Here is a 17,551-nt window from a genome sequence, read left to right as displayed (position 1 = left end):
CCGCTCAGGCGGCCACGGTCACCGCGACCCGGGACCGGGTGGTCGGCTCGGACCACTGCCGGCGGACCTGGCCCAGCCGCCGCCACCACCAGGCAAGCAGCGGGGCGGCCACCACCACGCTGAGCCACCAGACCCCGAAGACCGCGACCGTCGAGAACAGCAGGCCCAGCAGCGTCGTGCTCAGCGCCAGCCGGGCCGAGTAGCCGACCATCACGGCCGGCGGTGCCGGGGTGGCCCGGGCGCTGCGCATGTCCGCGGCGTACGGCGCCCGCGCCGACCAGCGCATGGATGCCGTCGTCACCTGGAGCGTGACCACGAGCCAGGCGCAGAGCAGCGCGACCAGCACCGCGGCGGAGGGCAGACCCGCGCGCAGGGAGCCCAGGGCGATCGTGACCGCCGAGGCCGCCATCAGCAGGCCGGCCAGCACCCCGGCGCGGGAGACGAACGCCAGGTCGGGGTCCACCGGCAGGCTGCCGCGCCACAGGGCGCCCCGGCCGTCGAGGCACCAGGCGTTCACCCCGAAGAGCAGGGCGGCGCCGGAGGCGACCAGCCCCGGCATCAGGATCAGCATGTCCCAGGCGATCGCTCCGCCCAGCGCGGCCAGGCCCGGGAGCAGGGCCAGCGTGAGCAGTCCGCGGCGCAGCGGCACCGAGCGCAGGACGGAGGACAGGTCCACCCGCGCCAGTGCCATCAGGTCCGAGCGGGCGTCGCCGCGCGGACGATGGGTGCCGGACTCCAGCCGGGCCTCGTCGCGCGGCGGCCGGCGCAGCGCGAGCGTGGCCGGCACGATCCCGGCCAGCACGGAGGCGACCAGCAGCGCCACCAGGACGCCGAGCACGGCCAGCGGGTAGCCGGCCTCGCCGTCCTGGATCCGGGCCACCGCGACCGCGAGGTGCACGGTCGGTGACGCGGACAGCACGTCCACGAGACGGTCGGTGGCGACCAGCCAGGCGGAGAGCGCCAGGCTGGCGACGACCAGCCCGCGGTAGGCGACGACGCCGTACCGGGCCCGGCGGACGGCCTCCACCGACCAGCCCACGACCTGGCCGAGGGCGGTCGCGGCGGCCAGGAAGAGCAGCATGAGCAGCTCGGCCGGGAGCAGGGCCCGCCACCCGGCGCCGTACGACGTGAGGCCGAGGAGCAGCCAGCCCTGGACCAGCCAGGCGATGTTGAGCGGCGCCATGAGCAGCGCCCCGAGGTGGTCGGTGACCGGGCTGACCGGGTAGGCGACGCCGTGCTCGCGGGACAGGAGCTCCCGCCCGCCGCCCGAGGCGACGGCGGAGACGATCGTGAGCAGCAGGAACGCCGTGGCCGCGGTCGGCAGGATCACCAGGAGGTCGAGGGCGTACCCCTCGCGGGAGCCGGCGCCGGCAGCGGCCGCCGGGACGAGTAGCACGGCCAGCGTGATCGCGGCCGGGATCCCGATCAGCAGCCGGGTGCGACGCGCCCCACCGGGTCGGTCGGGGCGGGCGGCGCCGAACCGGAACCGGACCAGGCTGCCGACGTCGGCGATCGGGTCAGTCCAGGAGCGACCGGTAGGCACGGGCACCGTCCTCCCCCGCGAGCTCCTGCGCGGAGACGTCGGCCACCTGGGCGCCGCCGCGCAGCACGAGGGCCGTGGTGCAGGCCTCGATCGCGAGCTCGCGCAGGTGCGTGGAGACCAGGACGCAGGCACCGGCCGCACGGGCGTCGGCGATGACGTCCATGGTGGCCTCGACGCCCAGCGGGTCGACGCCGTCGAATGGCTCGTCGAGCAGCAGCACGGCGGGTCGGTGGAAGGCGGCCAGCACGACCGACATCCGTCGGCCCATGCCGTGCGAGAAGCCGGCCGTGACCCGGTGCGTGACCGCGCCGAGCTCGAACCGCTCCAGCAGGTCGCGGGCCCGGTCCTCCCAGTCGTCGAGGCGGCGCAGTCGGGCCGCCAGCTGGAGGTGCTCCCAGGGGGTGGCCCGCGGGACCAGCCCGCCGACGTCGGGGCAGTAGCCGAGCCGGTGCTGGGCGGCCAGCCGGTCGGTGCGCAGGTCGTGGCCGGCCACGTGGACGGTGCCCTCGGTGGGCGGTACGACGCCGGCCAGCACCCGCATCGTCGTGGACTTGCCCGCGCCGTTGCGCCCGAGCAGCGCGGTGGCCTGGCCGGGGCGGGCGTCGAGGTCGATGCCGCTGACCGCCTCGACCGCGCCGAAGCGGACCCGCAGCCCGCGGACCTCGACCAGCCCCCCGACGCCGTGCCCCGAGGGGTGGGCGTCCGGGTGCGGCTCAGGGGTCGGGTGCGACTCCGCGGTCGCGGCGGCGTCGGTGCTCTGGTGGTCCGTCACCGGGCCATTCTCCCCGCCGGGCCCGCCACTGTCCCCGGAATCGTCCACCCGTCGCTGGTGTCGACCCACAGCACCGCGACCCGTCGCTTGTGTCGACAGGGACGCGGACACAAGCGACGGGTCGGCGGGGGTGGGGTGGGCCGAAGCGCCGGGTCAGGCGGGGAAGGACTCGCCCTTCTCGGCCATGGCGCGCAGGTATGCGGTGGGGCGGAACCGCTCTCCGTAGGCGTCGGCCAGCTCGTCGGCCCGGGCGCAGAAGGCCACCAGCCCGACGGTCGGCTCCGAGTCGGCGGACTCCCCGGGGCCGGCGGGCGACTCGGCCGGCACGTAGCCGGTCATGAACTGCGCCGCGCCACCGGTGTTGGGCGGGAAGCCGATCCCCATCACCGAGCCGATGTTGGCCGCCGCGGCCGAGGTGATGACGTTCTCCTCGAAGCACTTCGCGGTCTCCAGCGCCTCGATGAACAGCAGCCGGTCCTTCACGTCCTGGAACGGGACCTGCTGCTCGGCCACCGGGAACGTCTCGGCCAGTCCCGGCCACAGGCCCAGCCGCTTGCCGGAGTCGTCGTACTCGTAGAAGCCGGCGCCCTTGAGCCGACCGGAGCGGCCGAGCCCGATCATCGTGTCGATGACGTCGCCGGAGGGGTCCTCGGGCAGCTCGACGCCGTCGCGCGCCGCGGCCTCGGCGGTGGCCGTGCGGATCTTCTTCATCAGCTCCATGTTCAGCTCGTCCGAGAGCTGCAGGGTGCCGACCGGGTAGCCGTCCTGGGTGGCGGCCCGCTCCAGCGAGACCGGGTGCACGCCCTCGCCGAGCATGGTCAGCCCCTCGTTGACCATCGTGCCGATGACCCGCGAGGTGTAGAAGCCGCGGCTGTCGTTGACCACGATCGGGGTCTTCCGGATCTGCTGCACGACGTCGTAGGCCTTGGCGAGCGCCTCGTCCGAGGTCTCCTTGCCGCGGATGATCTCGACCAGCGGCATCTTGTCCACCGGCGAGAAGAAGTGCAGCCCGATGAAGTCCGCCGGACGGTCGACGCCCTCGGCCAGCTCGGTGATCGGCAGCGTGGAGGTGTTCGAGCACAGCAGCGCGTCGTCGTTCACGAACTCCGCGACCTCGGCGAAGACCTTGGCCTTGAGCGAGGGGTCCTCGAAGACCGCCTCGATCACGAGGTCGCAGCCGGTCAGGTCGGCGGGGTCCGCGGTCGGCGTGATCCGGCCGAGCAGCTCGGCCTTCTTCTCCTCGGTGGACCGGCCGCGGGAGATGGCCTTGTCGAGCAGCTTGGCGCTGTAGGCCTTGCCCCTCTCGGCACTGGCCTGCTCGACGTCCTTGAGCACGACGTCCATGCCGGCCCGGGCGCAGGAGTAGGCGATGCCGGCGCCCATCATGCCGGCGCCGAGGACCCCGACCTTCCGGGCCTGGTACGCCGGCACGCCGTCGGGGCGCAGCGACCCGGAGTTGATGGCCTGCAGGTCGAAGAAGAACGCCTGGATCATGTTCTTCGACTGCTGGTTGACGATCAGCTGGGTCAGGTAGCGCGACTCGATCCGCGACGCGGTCTCGAAGTCGGTCTGCGCCCCCTCGACGGCCGCGGACAGGATCGCCCGGGGTGCCGGGTAGACGGCGCCCTTGGTCTGCTGGCGCAGCAGCGCCGGGAACGCGGGCAGGAAGGCCGCGAGCTTGGGGGTCGAGGGGGTGCCACCGGGCATCCGGTAGCCGGCGCGGTCCCACGGGTTCTGCGCGGCCTCGGCGTCGTCGCGGTGCTCGGCGAGCCAGGCCTTCGCGGCCGGCAGCAGCTCCTCCCGGGTGTCGACCAGCTCGTCGACCAGGCCCTTCTCCTTGGCCTGGGCGGGCTTGAACCGGGTGCCGGGGAGCAGCACGTCCATCAGGGCCGACTGCAGGCCCAGCATGCGTACGACGCGGGTCACGCCGCCGCCGCCCGGGAGCAGGCCGAGGGTCGACTCGGGGAGACCGAGCTCGACCTTCGGGTCGTCGACGACGATCCGGTGGTTGGCGGCCAGGCAGATCTCGAGGCCGCCGCCGAGCGCGGCGCCGTTGATGGCGGCGACGACCGGGCGCGGGAAGAGCTCGAGGCGGCGCAGGCCGGCCTTGACCCCCTCGGCCATCTCGAACACCGCGGCCGCGTCGTCGGGCGTGGTGGCGACCATGCCCTTGAGGTCGCCGCCGGCGAAGAAGGTCTTCTTCGCCGAGGCGATCACCACTCCGGTGACCTCGTCCTGCTCGGCGTACAGCCGCTCGACGGCGTCGGCCATCGAGGAGACGTAGAGCGGGTTCATGGTGTTGGCGCTCGACGTCGGGTCGTCGAGGGTCAGGGTGACGATGCCGTCGGCGTCGCGCTCGTAGTGGACGGCGCTCTGGGTGGCGGTGCTCATCGGGTTTCCTTTGCGTGAAGGGTCGGGTCTCGAGACAGGCGCGGGGCGCCTTCCTCGACCGGCGGTGGGCCTGGGCGTCAGACCAGCTCGACGATGGTGGCGATGCCCATGCCGCCGCCGACGCAGAGCGTGGCCAGGCCTCGGCGCTGGTCGCGGCGCTCGAGCTCGTCGATCAGCGTGCCGAGGATCATCGCGCCGGTCGCGCCCAGCGGGTGGCCCATCGCGATCGCGCCACCGTTGACGTTGGTGATCTCGGAGGTGATGCCCATGTCCCGCATGAACCGCATCGCGACCGCGGCGAAGGCCTCGTTGATCTCGAACAGGTCGATGTCGCCGACCTCGAGGCCGGCCTTGGCGAGCGCCTTGCGGGCGGCGGGCGCGGGGCCGGTGAGCATGATCGTCGGGTCGGCGCCGGAGACGGCGACCGAGAGCACCCGGGCGCGGGGGGTGAGCCCGAGGTCGGAGCCGACCCGCTCACTGCCGACGGCCATGATCGCGGCACCGTCGACGATGCCCGAGGAGTTGCCGGCGTGGTGCACGTGGTCGATCCGCTCGACCCAGTGGTACTTCTCCAGCGCGACGTCGTCGAAGCCGGCCTGGGCGCCCATCTCGGCGAAGCTCGGCTTGAGGCCGGACAGGCTCTCGACGGTGGTGCCGGGCCGGATCAGCTCGTCGTGGTCGAGGACGGTCAGCCCGTTCTGGTCGGTGACCGGGATGACGGAGTTGGCGAAGTAGCCGTTCGCCCACGCCTTGGCGGCCCGGGCGTTGGACTCGGCGGCGAAGGCGTCCACCTCGGCGCGGCCGAAGCCCTCGATGGTGGCGATCAGGTCGGCGCCGATGCCCTGGGGCACGAAGCCGGTCTCGAGCGCGGTGGCCGGGTCCGCGGCCCAGGCGCCGCCGTCGGAGCCCATCGGCACCCGGCTCATCGACTCGACACCGCCGGCGAGGATCAGGTCCTCGAAGCCGGCGGCGACCCGCGAGGCGGCCTGGTTGACGGCCTCGAGCCCGGAGGCGCAGAAGCGGTTCAGCTGGACCCCGGCGACGGTCTCGGGGAGCCCGGCCTTCAGCGCGGCGGTCTTGGCGATGTCGCCGCCCTGGTCGCCCAGGGGCGAGACGACGCCGAGCACGACGTCGTCGATCCGGTCCGGGTCGAGCGTGGGGTTGCGCTTGCGCACCTCGTCGAGCAGCCCGACCACCAGGTCCACGGGCTTCACCTCGTGGAGGGAGCCGTTCTTCTTCCCCTTGCCGCGGGGGGTGCGGAGGTGGTCGTACACGAACGCTTCAGCCATGAGGAGTCCCTGCCGGTTGTGAGAGTGGAGCCGATGGTGTTGCCTTGATTGTGACACCATCACTGTCATGATGGTCAAGGGCGGACGCCCTGTGATCCCGCTCATAGCCCGTTCCCTGGAGGTGCCGCCGTGCCCGACGTCGACGAGCTGACCCTCGACGAGCTGTGCGAGCGCGTGGACCTGAGCGTCCGCACGGTCCGCTTCTACACCAGCCGCGGGCTGGTGCCGCCGCCGCAGCGACGCGGCCGGTCGGGCTTCTACACCCCCGAGCACGTCGCCCGGCTCGGCCTGGTCCGCGAGCTCCAGGCGCACGGCTTCACGCTGTCGGCGATCGAGCGCTACCTGGCCCGGATCCCCGCCGACGCCTCGGCATCGACGATCGCCCTGCACCGGACCCTGCTCGCTCCGTGGATGGCCGAGATGCCGGAGACCATGACCGTGGAGGAGCTCAGCAGCGCGGCCGGCCGGACGCTGGGCGAGGCGGACCTGGAGACGCTCTCGGTCCTGGGCATCATCACCCCCGCCGCCCGCGGCACCTACGACGTCGCGGTCGCCCACCTGGAGGCCGGCGTGCGGCTGGTGGACTTCGGCTACCCGACCCAGGCCGCCCACGCCGTCAAGGCGGTGTACGCCGAGCACGCGCGCGCCATCGCCGAGCAGGTCACCGAGATCTTCGCCACCCAGGTGTGGCCGTCCTACCGCGCGGCCGGACACGGCCCCGAGGAGCTGCAGGAGGCCATCGAGCTGCTCAAGCCGCTGTCCATCGCCGGCCTCGTGACGGCGTACGGGATGGCCGTCAACGAGACCACCCGCGACCGGATCGCCCAGCGCACGCGCTGATCGTCGCGGCCGGCCGCTGGCCGGTCCGCCTAGGCTGGGGCCCATGACCACCGTTCTGCTCACCGGGGCCACCGGCTTCATCGGCCGCCGCCTGGCGCCGGTGCTGGTCGAGGCCGGCCACGACGTCCGGGCGATGACCCGCAACCCCGACTCCTACCAGGGGTCGGGCACCCCGGTGGGCGGGGACGTCGACGACCCCACGTCGCTGACCGAGCCGCTGGCCGGCGTCGAGGTCGCGATCTACCTCGTGCACTCCCTCGACCACGCCGACTTCGAGGCGCGTGACGCCGCTGCCGCCCGCGCGTTCGGCCGGGCCGCCGCGGAGGCCGGGGTCCGGCAGATCGTCTACATGGGCGGCCTCGGCGCCGACGACGGCGACCTCTCGCCGCACCTGCGCTCCCGGCGCGAGGTCGAGGGCCTGCTCGGTGAGGCCGGGGTGCCGGTCACCGTGCTGCGCGCCGCGATCGTGGTCGGCAACGGCGGCATCTCGTGGGAGCTCACCCGGCAGCTGGTCAAGAACCTGCCGGCGATGGTGGTCCCCCGCTGGGTCAGCACCCGCACCCAGCCGATCTCGGTGGACGACGTGGTCCGCTACCTCGCCGGGGTGGTCGGCCAGGACGAGGCGCTCGGCCGGGTCTACGAGATCGGCGGACCCGACCAGCTGACCTACCTCGAGATGCTCCAGGTCGCCGCCGAGATCTCCGCCGGCCGGCGGGTGCCGATCCTGCGGGTGCCGGTGCTGACACCCCGGCTCTCGTCGTACTGGCTGGCACTGGTGACCGACGTCGACGTCACCACGGGCCGCAACCTGATCGACTCCATGGGCACCGAGGTCGTGGTCACCGACACCTCGATCCGAGAGGTGGTGCCCGGCGAGCCGCTGACGTACGCCGAGTCCGTGCGGCGGACGCTGGAGGAGGAGCGGGCGACCTCGGGCACCGGGGACGCCTGAGCGAGCTCCGCACCGAAGGGACCAGCGTGATCGTGAGACGCGAGGTCGTGACCGACCGACCGGGGATCCACGCCGTCCACGTCGCGGCCTTCGGGCGCCCGGGCGTTTCCGTGGTGGCCGAGGCCGGGCTCGTCGACGCACTGCGAGCCGACGGCGACGCCGTGCCTGCGCTGTCCCTGGTGGCCGAGGCCGACGGCACGGTGGTCGGCCACGTGGTGTGCAGCCGCGCCCACATCGACTCCCGCCCCGCGCTGGGGCTCGGCCCCCTCGGCGTGCTTCCCGAGCACCAGGGCCGGGGCGTCGGCAGCGCCCTGATGCACGGCGTTCTCGCCGCCGCTGACGCCCTCGACGAGCCCGCCGTCGTCCTGCTCGGCGACGCCGGCTACTACCGGCGCTTCGGCTTCGAGCCGGCCCGGCCCCTGGGCGTGGTGCCGGTCCACCCGGAGTGGGTGCCGCACTTCCAGGTCCGCCGGCTGCACACGTGGACCGCGGCGCTGCGGGGGACGTTCCACTACGCCCCGGCGTTCGGCCGCCTGTGAGCCGAGGCCACACCGTCGAGGGCCGCTGCGGCAGGTGCGGCCGATGGCCGGCCCGGGCGGACCGCCCTCAGACGAAGATCAGCGGCAGCAGGAACAGCATCGACACCGACCAGGTGACATGGGTCAGGATCGGCGCCAGGATGCCGCCTGACGCGCGCCGCTGCAGGCCGACCACCAGACCGAGCACGACCGCGGCGAAGGCCAGCATCACGTTGCCCGTCGCCAGGGTCGCCACCGCGTAGGCGACCGTGGTGACCGGGACCGGGTGCCGGGTGGTCGCGGCATAGGCGGCGCCCCGGAAGAAGAGCTCCTCCGCGATGCCGTTGACCAGCGTGATCCCGACCAGGATCGGCACCGACCCCTGGTCGGCGTAGTCGAGCACGCTGCGGACGTAGTCGCTCAGCCACGGGATCTCACGGACCACCAGCCCGCCGACGCCGAAGACCGCGGCCAGCCCGAGGCCGACCAGCACCGGGGTGACGACCGGACGACGGGCACCGGTCCGGTGCTGGATCCGGCCCAGGTGCAGCGGACCGGAGGCGAAGGCGCCGACCGTCCAGACCGCGGCCAGCCCGAGCGTGGCCGGGTAGAACCAGACGCTGCCGGGCTCGATGCGCAGCGAGAGTCCGAGGACGACGGCGCCGACGGCCACGAACAGCAACGTGACCACCTGGCGTCGCCGCAGGTCTTGCGGCGACGCCCGGTGGTCACGGGGGACGACGTCCCACAGGGCCCGTTGCAACCAGGCCCGCGCGGGGTCGATCACCGGGCGGGTCATGGGCCCGAGCCTACGAGGCAGGCCATGACCAGCATCCGGCGCTGGGTTAGGGGGTGAGGCCGTCCTTCAGGTTCTTGCCGGCGTCCTTGACCTTCTCCCCGGCCTGCTTGACCTTGGCCTCGGACTGGTCGCCGCGACCCTCGGCCTCCATCTCCCGGTCGCCGGTGGCGCGACCGGTCGACTCCTTGGCCTGACCGCCGGCCTCTTCCACCTTGTTCTTGGCCTTGTCACCGATACCCATGTCTGGATTCCTTTCGTAGACGTCGGACGGGCGGTACCCCGCGCCGCCGTCCCGAAACCGAGACGTGTCGCGGGTCACCCGGCCCGGCTGAAGGCGAGCGTCCCGTCCTCGATCGCCCCGCGCCGGATCGGGCCGACGTCGCGCAGGTAGTTCTGCCGCAGCCGCCACGGTGCCCGGTCCCCCTGCTGGGGCAGCTCGTCGAGCTTGCGGAGCACGTAGCCGGCGGTGAAGTCGAGGAACGGCTGCGGTGTCACGTCGGGGTCCCGCACCGGAACGACCGTGGTCTGCCCGGTCTCGTCGAGGTGCGCCAGCAGCCGGCAGACGTACTCCGCGACCAGGTCGGCCTTCAGCGTCCACGAGGCGTTGGTGTAGCCGATCGTGTAGGCGAAGTTCGGCACCCCGCTGAGCATCAGCCCCTTGTAGGCCATGGCCTCCGGCAACCTCACCGGCTCGCCGTCGACCAGCAGCTCGACTCCGCCGAACGGCTTGAGGTTGAGCCCGGTCGCGGTGATCACGAGGTCCGCCGCGAGCTCCGCGCCCGAGGAGACCCGCACGCCGGTCTCGGTGAACGTCTCGATGGTGTCGGTGACGATCGAGGAGCTGCCCTCGCGGAGCGAGCGGAACAGGTCGCCGTCGGGCACCAGGCACAGCCGCTGGTCCCACGGGTCGTAGCGCGGCCGGAAGTGGGTCCCGACGTCGACGCCCGGAAGCTGCCTCTCGGTCATCGACCGGATCGCGCGCCGGGCCGCGCCGGGGAAGCGCTGGCAGAGCTGGTAGATCCCGGTCGCCATCAGCACGTTCTTCCACCGGGTCACCCGGTACGCCGCCGGCTCGGGCAGCAGCCTCCGCGCCCGCAGGGCGAACCCGTCCCGGCTGGGCAGCGAGACGATGTACGTCGGGGAGCGCTGCAGCATCGTCACGTGCTCCGCCTGGTCGGCCAGCGCCGGCACCAGCGTGACCGCCGTGGCGCCGGAGCCGATGACCACGATCCTGCGGCCGGCGTGGTCGAGGTCCTCCGGCCAGTGCTGCGGGTGGACGACCGTGCCGGCGAAGTCGTCGATGCCGGGGAGCTGCGGCGTGTAGCCCTCGTCGTAGTCGTAGTAACCCGAGCAGGACCACAGGAAGCCGCAGGTGAGGGTGCGCGGCCCGTCGCCGGTCTCGGCGGTGACCGTCCAGCGGGCTGCGCCGGAGTCCCAGGCGGCGCCGACGACGGTGTGGCCGTAGCGGATCTCCCGGTCCACCCCGTGCTCGCGCGCCGCCTCACGGACATAGGCCAGGATCGAGGGCCCGTCGGCCAGGGCCTTCTCTCCCAGCCACGGCTTGAACCGGTAGCCGAGGGTGAACATGTCGGAGTCCGAGCGGACGCCGGGGTAGCGGAACAGGTCCCAGGTGCCACCGCTGGCGGCCCGGGACTCGAGGATCGCCACCGACCTGCCGGGATGCTCACGCCGGAGCTGGCAGGCGGCGCCGATGCCCGAGAGCCCCGCCCCCACGATGAGGACGTCGACGTGTTCGGTCATCCCCCGACCCTAATGAACGACGTTCAGTTGCGGTAGGGCAGGCCGGGCCGCGGGACCGCCCGGATCAGGGCCGATCAGGGCCGGTCCGGTCGGGTCAGCGGCCTCGGCTGAAGTTCGCCGCGCTGTGCGACCCGCCGGACGCGCCGGAGCGCTGCCCGCCGCTGCGACCGCGGGAGCCACCGGACCGGCCGGCCCCGCTGCCACCCTGGCCGCCACCGGACTGGCTGCGGGAGCCCTGGCCGCGGGAGCCCCCGTTGGAGCCCCCGTTGCCCCTGCTGTTACCACTGCCGCCGCCGCTGTTCCCGCCGGAGCCGTTGGCGCCACCACCGGAGCGACGCCGGGGTCCGCGGGACCGGCCACCGCCGCCGGAGGACCGCTGGCCCTGCCCGCGCGGCGCGTCGCCGGCCGGGGTCGGCAGCGCGAGGCCGCCGGCGACCAGCACCCGGTCGCCGGGGGCCAGCTCGGTGAGCACGGGGTGGTCGGCCCCGGAGACCCGGGTCGTGGTCGGCTTGATGCCGGCGGCCCGGGTCAGCGACCGGACGTCGCGCACCTGCTCGTCGGTCATCAGCGTGATCACCGTGCCGGCGGCGCCGGCGCGGGCGGTCCTGCCGGAGCGGTGCAGGTAGGCCTTGTGCTCGACCGGCGGGTCCGCGTGCACGACCAGCGAGACGTCGTCGACGTGGATGCCACGGGCGGCGATGTCGGTGGCGACCAGCGTGCTGGCCTTGCCGGCGTGGAAGGCGTCCATGTTGCGGGTGCGGGCGTTCTGGCTGAGGTTGCCGTGCAGCTCGACCGACGGGACGCCGGACTTGTTGAGCTGGCGGGCCAGGGCCTTGGCACCGTGCTTGGTGCGGGTGAAGACCACCGTCCGCCCGGGGGCGCTGGCCAGGTCGACCAGCACCGGCAGCCGGTGCGAGCGGTCCAGGTGCAGCACGTGGTGGCTCATCGTGCTCACCGGCGACTGGGCGGAGTCCGCCTCGTGGGTGACCGGCTGGTTGAGGAACCGCTTGACCAGCACGTCGATGGCCTTGTCCAGGGTCGCGGAGAAGAGCAGCCGCTGGCCGTCCTTCGGCGTCTGGTCGAGCAGCCGCCGGACGGCGGGCAGGAAGCCGAGGTCGGCCATGTGGTCGGCCTCGTCGAGCACGGTGACGCTGACGTCGCGCAGCGAGCAGTGGCCCTGACCGATGAGGTCCTCGAGCCGGCCGGGGCAGGCCAGCACGATGTCGACCCCGTTGCGCAGCCCGCGGACCTGCGGGTTCTGGCCGACGCCGCCGAAGATCGTCTGCGTGGACAGCCCGGCCGCCTTCGCCAGCGGCTTAAGCGCGGCGTCGATCTGACCGACCAGCTCACGCGTGGGGGCCAGGATCAGCGCCCGCGGCGCGGTGGCCCGCGGCGTACGACGCTCGGCGTCGAGGCGGGCGACCAGCGGCAGCAGGAAGGCGTAGGTCTTGCCGGAGCCGGTGCGGCCGCGGCCGAGCACGTCCCGGCCGGCCAGCGAGTCCGGCAGCGTGGCCGCCTGGATCGGGGTGGGGGTGGTGATGTCGAGGCCGGCGAGGATGCCGGCGAGGTTCGTGGGCACGCCGAGGTCGGCGAAGGAGGAAGACAAGGAGAGGTCGCTATCCGTTGGTGTGTCTCACCAAGGCATCCCGCCGGCGGCGGGGAACTGGTGCCTGCCCCGCCCGGAGGCGAGGGGCGCGTCCGCAGGGCGGGCGCCGGCGACCCGAGGCAAGACTGTGCGGGTCGACGTGGTTGATCCTAGGGCCTCCGCGGGGGCGACCGTTAATCGAACGAGTGCTCAGGTGGTTGCCGGGGCAGCCACCTGAGCACTCGCCCCGGGCGGATCAGGCCGCGCGGGCGGCCATCTGCCGGTCGCGGGCGGCGATCGCCCGGCGCACCTTGGGACCCCCGGTGGTCATCTTGTACAGCTTGGCCAGCTGCTGCGGCGCGTTGCGTGGCGTGGTCTGCGCGAGCCAGCCGTTGGGCAGCGAGAGCCGGACCACCTTGTGCCAGGCACTGGCGACCTGCTGCGGGAACGGCGCCGTGTGGTAGTTCAGGTCGTACTTCTCGAAGAGCGCCCGCACCTTCGGGGCGATCTCGGCGTACCGGTTGCTCGGCAGGTCCGGGAACAGGTGGTGCTCGATCTGGTGCGACAGGTTGCCCGACATCACGTGCATCGCCTTGCCGCCGGAGATGTTGGCCGAGCCGAGCATCTGCCGGACGTACCACTCGCCGCGGGTCTCGCCGTCGATCGAGCGCTTCTCGAACGTCTCCACACCCTCGGGGAAGTGACCGCACATGATGATCGAGTGCGACCACAGGTTGCGCACGACGTTGGCGGTGAAGTTCGCCGCAAGCGTGGGCAGGAACGACGGGCCGGACAGGGCCGGGTGCACGAGGTAGTCCTTGGTGGCCTGGCGGCGGATCTTCTTCAGCACGCCCTTGACCCGCTTCTGGAACTCCGGGTCCTTGGTCCGCTTGCGCTTGATGTTCGCACCGAGCTCGAGGTCGTAGGCCGCGATGCCGTACTCGAAGAAGCAGGCGTTGATGAAGTTCCACACCGGCTGGGCGAGGTAGAACGGGTGCCAGGTCTGGTCCTCGTCGACCCGCATGATGCCGTAGCCGAGGTCGTTGTCCTTGCCGATGACGTTCGTGTAGGTGTGGTGCAGCTCGTTGTGCGAGTGCTTCCACTGCTCCGACGGGGTGGCCATGTCCCACTCCCAGGTCGTGGAGTGGATCTTCGGGTCGCGCATCCAGTCCCACTGGCCGTGCAGGATGTTGTGGCCGATCTCCATGTTCTCGAGGACCTTCGCCACGCTCAGGCCGGCGGTGCCGACGACCCAGGCGGGCGGGAACAGGCTGGCGAGGAGCACGGCGCGCGAGCCGAGCTCGAGCTTGCGCTGCACGTCGATCACCTTGCGGATGTAGGCCGCGTCGGCCTCGCCGCGGGAGTCGACGATCTCCTGGCGGATCGCGTCCAGCTCGACGCCGATGGCCTCGATGTCCTCGGGCGTGAGGTGGGCGATGGGGTTCTCGGGCTTCTTCTGGATCGTGGTCATGGGTTCCTCCTGGTGGTGCGGTGGGCGGGGCAGGCGCCGTGCCCCCCGGTGGTCGAGCCCGGTGGTCGAGGAAGGCGGTCGGCCTGTCTCGAAACCACCCGGTGGTCAGTGGTCGATGTCGCAGGCGCCGGCGGCGGCGTTGATGCAGGTCTGGATCGGGACGCCGCCGGTGTCGGACTCCAGCGAGCTGGCGGTGGTGACCTCGCCGGTGCGCAGGTCGCGCACGGCGCCCTCGCGCAGCGGCAGCACGCAGCCGTAGCAGATGCCCATGCGGCAGCCGCTCGGCATGAGCACGCCCGCCTCCTCGGCGGCGTCGAGGATCGGGGTGCCGCCGTCGGCCTCGACGGTGGTGCCGTTGAGGGTGAAGCTCACGGTGCCGCCGTCGCCGGGCTCGACCCGCGCGCTGCGGAACTGCTCGGTGAACAGCTCCAGGCCGGCCGCCTCGTGGTGCCGCTCGAGGGCCTCGAGCAGCCCGGCCGGGCCGCAGGCGAAGGTACGCCGCTGCGCGAGGTCCGGGACCAGCTCGCCGAGCTCGTCGACGTCGAGGACGCCGTGCACGTCGTCGTAGCGCGCGACCAGCCGCACGGCTCCGGCGGCGTCCAGTGCTCGCAGGTCGTCGAGGAAGATCGAGTCCGGCTCGCTGGGCGCGACGTGGACGACAACGATGTCGTGGCCGGCGCTGCGGGGCAGGCGCAGCACCCCGTCGTCGACGACCGGGAACAGGTTGCGCAGCATGCCGATCACGGGGGTGACCCCGGACCCGGCGGTGACGAACAGCAGCGGCCCACCCTCGGGCGGCAGCACGAACTCGCCGGCCGCCTGCTCCAGGTGCACCAGCGTCCCCGCCCGGGCGCTGCGGACCAGGTGGTGGCTGACCGTCCCGTCCGGGACCGCCTTGACGGTGATCGAGATCCGGCCGTCGGCGCGCGGGCCGTGGGTCAGCGAGTAGGCACGCCACTGGCGGACCCCGTCGACGTCGATCCCGACCCGGACGTACTGCCCGGGCACGTGCCCGGCCCAGTCGGCTCCGGGCCGGATCACGATCGTCGCCGCGTCGGCGGTCTCCGGGCGGACCTCCTCGATCCGGCCGCGCAGGCTGGCACCGGAGCGCAGCGGGTGGAACAGGTCGAGGTAGTCGGCCGGCAGCAGGGGGGTGGTCGCTGCCTCGGCGAACCGCACCAGGCGGTCGGTGAGCCGCGGGCGAGGGGTGCTCGCCGGGCGGGCTCGTGGCGTCTCAATGGTGGCCATGTCATCACTCTCGCTGGCTCGGGCGCTAAAGTCATGACTGTCGGATGTGAATCAATCGGACATTATTGTTCGAAGCGAACAAAGCGAGGAAGCCATGGCTCGTCGTGCCGCCCGCCCGGAGACCGGGTCGATCGAGCTCACCCCCGCCGTGGCCGAGGCGATGCGCGCCGAGCTGGCCGCGGTGGCCGACCGGACGGTGCTGGCGATCATCGAGGAGGTGCCCAGCTACGAGAACGCCCTGAGCGGCTCGATGGGCGCGACGATCCGCAGCGCCGTCCAGCTCGCCCTGGGCACCTTCCTGGACCTGGCCTCCCGGCCCGGGCACTCGATCGACGCGCCCGCGCTCGCGCCGGCACTGGAGGGCGCCTACCGGCTCGGTCGCGGCGAGGCCCGCAGCGGCCGCACGATGGAGGCCCTGCTCGCGGCGTACCGGATCGGGGCCCGGGTCTCCTGGCGGGACATGTCGCGCACCGTGGTCGAGCAGGGCATGGCCGCCGAGCAGGTCTCCCGGTTCGCCGAGCTGGTCTTCGCCTACATCGACGAGCTGTCCGCGGCCAGCGCGGCCGGCCACACCGACGAGCTCGAGAGCAGCGGCCGGGTGCGCACCCGACACCTCGAGCGGCTGGCCCGGGCGCTGCTGAACCGCGCACCGGCGGACGCCGTGGTCGCGGCGGCCGAACGCGCCGACTGGGACCCGCCGGCCACGCTCACCGCCGTCCTGCTCCCCGAGTCGCAGGTCGGCACCGTGCTCACGCAGATCGATCCGCGGACGCTCCAGCCGACCGAGGACCTGCCCGAGGTGGTCGAGGGCGAGACGCTGCTGCTGGTGGCCGGCTCCGGCGCCCCGGCGGCACGCGCCGGGCTGCTGCGCACCCTCCAGGACGTGCCCGCGGTCGTCGGCCCCGCCGTGCCCTGGCTGGACGCGGCCACCTCCCACGACCGTGCCCTGCGCGGCCGGGCCCTGGGGCTGGCCGGGCTGGTCGACTCCGAGGAGCACCTGGCCGAGATCGTGCTCGGCGCCGACCCCGGAGGGCTGGCCGACCTGCGGGAGCGGGTGCTGGCCCCGCTGGCCGACCTGCGCCCCTCGACGGTGGAGAAGCTCACCGAGACGCTCCGGTCCTGGCTGCTGCACCAGGGGCGGCGCGAGGGCATCGCCGAGGAGCTCTTCGTGCACCCGCAGACCGTGCGCTACCGGGTCGGTCAGCTCCGGGAGGCGTACGGCGACCGGCTGGAGGACCCGCGCTTCGTGCTCGAGGCGACGATCGCGCTGGCCGGCCCGCTCGGACCCCCCACGTAGGTTGGCGCCATGAGCCCACGCCGGCCCCGCGCCGTCCCCGTCGGAACCCTTCTCCTGGTGCTCCTGCTGCTCGGGGTCGTGGCCTGCGGCCCACCCGACGAGTCGAGCGGCCCCAGCGGTCAGCGCGACTCCGACGCCGCGGCCGGCCAGAGCGAGGACGACGGGGACGACGCCTACGTGCCGCCTCCGGCCGCCCTGCCCGAGGCCACCGACGTCCCCGAGCTGCGCCAGTACGTCGCGCTCGGGGACTCCTACACCGCCGGCCCGAACATCCCTCCGGTCGACAACGCCAGCGAGGGCTGCTTCCGCTCCTCGGCGAACTACCCCTCGCTCGTGGCGGGCGCCGTCGAGCCGGCGCAGTTCGTCGACCGCAGCTGCGGTGGGGCGACCACGCAGAACATGACCTCCGAGCAGCGCACGATCACCGGGCAGGTGCCGCCGCAGTTCTCCGCGCTCACCGAGGGCACCGACCTGGTCACGATCGGGCTCGGCGGCAACGACTTCAACCTGTTCGGCACGCTCATCGGCTACTGCCCGACGCTGCGGCGGGAGGACCCCCAGGGCGCCCCGTGCCGCAAGGCGCTGCGCACCTCCGAAGGTGAGGACGGGCTGGCCATGCGGCTGCCCGAGCTCACCGACCGCCTGGTCGGTGTCGTCGAGGGCGTCCGCGAGCGCTCGCCCGACGCCCGGATCCTTCTGGTCGGCTACCCGGAGATCATCCCCGAGCGGGGCACCTGTCCCGACCTGCTGCCCCTGGCCCGGCGTGACTACCGCTACGCCGACAAGATCGCCGACGGACTGAACGAGGCGGTCGCGGACGCCGCCGAGGCCGCCGACGTCACCCTCATCGACGTGGCCGAGGTCAGCGCCGGGCACGACATCTGCGGGGACGAGCCGTGGGTGAACGGCCAGGTGCCCGCGACCGACGCGCAGCTCTACCACCCGTTCCCGGTGCACCAGGAGACCGTGGCCCGGATGATCGTCGAGGAACTGAGCACATAGCCGGGCGACGGACTGGGCGACGGACTGGGCGACGGACTAGGCACATGGCGGGCGAGGAACTGGGCGACGAACTGGGGTGAGAT

Annotated in this window: 15 protein-coding genes; 5 read left to right on the top strand and 10 right to left on the bottom strand. The window is 73.1% G+C overall.

Annotated elements, in window-relative coordinates:
- Positions 1 to 4: 4 nt before the first annotated feature.
- The 4 genes from IE331_RS16025 to IE331_RS16010 form a co-directional block, all read right to left on the bottom strand.
- Positions 5 to 1,543 (bottom strand): hypothetical protein, encoded by a 1,539-nt coding sequence (locus IE331_RS16025; RefSeq protein ID WP_192144469.1) that lies wholly within the window; start codon positions 1,541 to 1,543, stop codon positions 5 to 7.
- Positions 1,518 to 2,315, bottom strand: a complete 798-nt coding sequence (locus IE331_RS16020) for an ABC transporter ATP-binding protein (protein WP_201931856.1) — start codon at positions 2,313 to 2,315, stop codon at positions 1,518 to 1,520. The genes IE331_RS16025 and IE331_RS16020 overlap by 26 nt, the downstream gene beginning before the upstream one ends.
- Positions 2,316 to 2,468: 153 nt before the next feature.
- Entirely contained in the window at positions 2,469 to 4,706 is a 2,238-nt protein-coding gene (locus tag IE331_RS16015; protein ID WP_192144468.1) for a 3-hydroxyacyl-CoA dehydrogenase NAD-binding domain-containing protein, read from the bottom strand.
- A 77-nt stretch (positions 4,707 to 4,783) separates the two neighbouring features.
- The gene (locus IE331_RS16010) at positions 4,784 to 5,995 is read right to left on the bottom strand and encodes an acetyl-CoA C-acetyltransferase (RefSeq protein ID WP_192144467.1); all 1,212 of its coding nucleotides are present in this window, start codon (positions 5,993 to 5,995) and stop codon (positions 4,784 to 4,786) included.
- 129 nt (positions 5,996 to 6,124) lie between these two features.
- Between IE331_RS16010 and IE331_RS16005 the strand changes: the two genes are divergently transcribed.
- The 3 genes from IE331_RS16005 to IE331_RS15995 are packed head-to-tail and all read left to right on the top strand — an operon-like array spanning position 6,125 to position 8,326.
- A complete protein-coding gene (locus tag IE331_RS16005) occupies positions 6,125 to 6,835 on the top strand; it encodes a MerR family transcriptional regulator (protein WP_192144466.1) in 711 nt (236 codons plus the stop codon).
- A gap of 43 nt (positions 6,836 to 6,878) precedes the next feature.
- Positions 6,879 to 7,787, top strand: coding sequence for an NAD(P)H-binding protein (locus tag IE331_RS16000; protein WP_192144465.1), 909 nt, complete (start codon positions 6,879 to 6,881; stop codon positions 7,785 to 7,787).
- Between the two features lie 47 nt (positions 7,788 to 7,834).
- Positions 7,835 to 8,326, top strand: a complete 492-nt coding sequence (locus tag IE331_RS15995; RefSeq protein WP_201931855.1) for a GNAT family N-acetyltransferase — start codon at positions 7,835 to 7,837, stop codon at positions 8,324 to 8,326.
- A gap of 67 nt (positions 8,327 to 8,393) precedes the next feature.
- On the opposite strand, the gene IE331_RS15990 is transcribed toward IE331_RS15995, so the two are convergent.
- From IE331_RS15990 to IE331_RS15965, 6 genes are all read right to left on the bottom strand, one after another.
- The gene (locus tag IE331_RS15990) at positions 8,394 to 9,104 is read right to left on the bottom strand and encodes a CPBP family intramembrane glutamic endopeptidase (protein WP_192144463.1); all 711 of its coding nucleotides are present in this window, start codon (positions 9,102 to 9,104) and stop codon (positions 8,394 to 8,396) included.
- A gap of 46 nt (positions 9,105 to 9,150) precedes the next feature.
- Entirely contained in the window at positions 9,151 to 9,345 is a 195-nt protein-coding gene (locus tag IE331_RS15985; protein ID WP_192144462.1) for a CsbD family protein, read from the bottom strand.
- 74 nt (positions 9,346 to 9,419) lie between these two features.
- On the bottom strand, positions 9,420 to 10,865 hold the full coding sequence (locus IE331_RS15980) for a flavin-containing monooxygenase (protein WP_192144461.1): 1,446 nt from the start codon (positions 10,863 to 10,865) through the stop codon (positions 9,420 to 9,422).
- A 94-nt stretch (positions 10,866 to 10,959) separates the two neighbouring features.
- Positions 10,960 to 12,471 carry a DEAD/DEAH box helicase gene (locus IE331_RS15975; protein ID WP_192144460.1) on the bottom strand — a complete coding sequence of 504 codons (1,512 nt, stop codon included), beginning with the start codon at positions 12,469 to 12,471 and terminating at the stop codon, positions 10,960 to 10,962.
- Between the two features lie 235 nt (positions 12,472 to 12,706).
- The gene (locus tag IE331_RS15970) at positions 12,707 to 13,921 is read right to left on the bottom strand and encodes a fatty acid desaturase family protein (protein ID WP_192144459.1); all 1,215 of its coding nucleotides are present in this window, start codon (positions 13,919 to 13,921) and stop codon (positions 12,707 to 12,709) included.
- Positions 13,922 to 14,026: 105 nt separating this feature from the next.
- Complete coding sequence (locus IE331_RS15965; protein ID WP_192144458.1) at positions 14,027 to 15,169, bottom strand: ferredoxin reductase; 1,143 nt, start codon at positions 15,167 to 15,169, stop codon at positions 14,027 to 14,029.
- Between the two features lie 94 nt (positions 15,170 to 15,263).
- Here IE331_RS15965 and IE331_RS15960 point away from each other — a divergent pair, with 94 nt between their 5' ends.
- Both IE331_RS15960 and IE331_RS15955 read left to right on the top strand, forming a co-directional pair.
- On the top strand, positions 15,264 to 16,466 hold the full coding sequence (locus tag IE331_RS15960; protein ID WP_192144457.1) for a helix-turn-helix domain-containing protein: 1,203 nt from the start codon (positions 15,264 to 15,266) through the stop codon (positions 16,464 to 16,466).
- 9 nt (positions 16,467 to 16,475) lie between these two features.
- A complete protein-coding gene (locus IE331_RS15955) occupies positions 16,476 to 17,468 on the top strand; it encodes an SGNH/GDSL hydrolase family protein (RefSeq protein ID WP_192144456.1) in 993 nt (330 codons plus the stop codon).
- The last annotated feature ends 83 nt before the right edge of the window (positions 17,469 to 17,551 follow it).

This window comes from Nocardioides donggukensis, assembly GCF_014842875.1.
GTDB classification, from domain to species: domain Bacteria; phylum Actinomycetota; class Actinomycetes; order Propionibacteriales; family Nocardioidaceae; genus Nocardioides; species Nocardioides donggukensis.
Note: the sequence above shows the minus strand (reverse complement) of the source record. Positions and strands in the feature narration are given on the sequence as shown.

Coding starts and splice junctions, on each gene's coding strand:
- IE331_RS16015 (WP_192144468.1), bottom strand. CDS start 4,706: ATGAGCACCGCCACCCAGAGCGCCGTCCACTACGAGCGCGACGCCGAC.
- IE331_RS16010 (WP_192144467.1), bottom strand. CDS start 5,995: ATGGCTGAAGCGTTCGTGTACGACCACCTCCGCACCCCCCGCGGCAAG.
- IE331_RS16000 (WP_192144465.1), top strand. CDS start 6,879: ATGACCACCGTTCTGCTCACCGGGGCCACCGGCTTCATCGGCCGCCGC.
- IE331_RS15990 (WP_192144463.1), bottom strand. CDS start 9,104: ATGACCCGCCCGGTGATCGACCCCGCGCGGGCCTGGTTGCAACGGGCC.
- IE331_RS15985 (WP_192144462.1), bottom strand. CDS start 9,345: ATGGGTATCGGTGACAAGGCCAAGAACAAGGTGGAAGAGGCCGGCGGT.
- IE331_RS15980 (WP_192144461.1), bottom strand. CDS start 10,865: ATGACCGAACACGTCGACGTCCTCATCGTGGGGGCGGGGCTCTCGGGC.
- IE331_RS15970 (WP_192144459.1), bottom strand. CDS start 13,921: ATGACCACGATCCAGAAGAAGCCCGAGAACCCCATCGCCCACCTCACG.
- IE331_RS15965 (WP_192144458.1), bottom strand. CDS start 15,169: ATGGCCACCATTGAGACGCCACGAGCCCGCCCGGCGAGCACCCCTCGC.
- IE331_RS15960 (WP_192144457.1), top strand. CDS start 15,264: ATGGCTCGTCGTGCCGCCCGCCCGGAGACCGGGTCGATCGAGCTCACC.
- IE331_RS15955 (WP_192144456.1), top strand. CDS start 16,476: ATGAGCCCACGCCGGCCCCGCGCCGTCCCCGTCGGAACCCTTCTCCTG.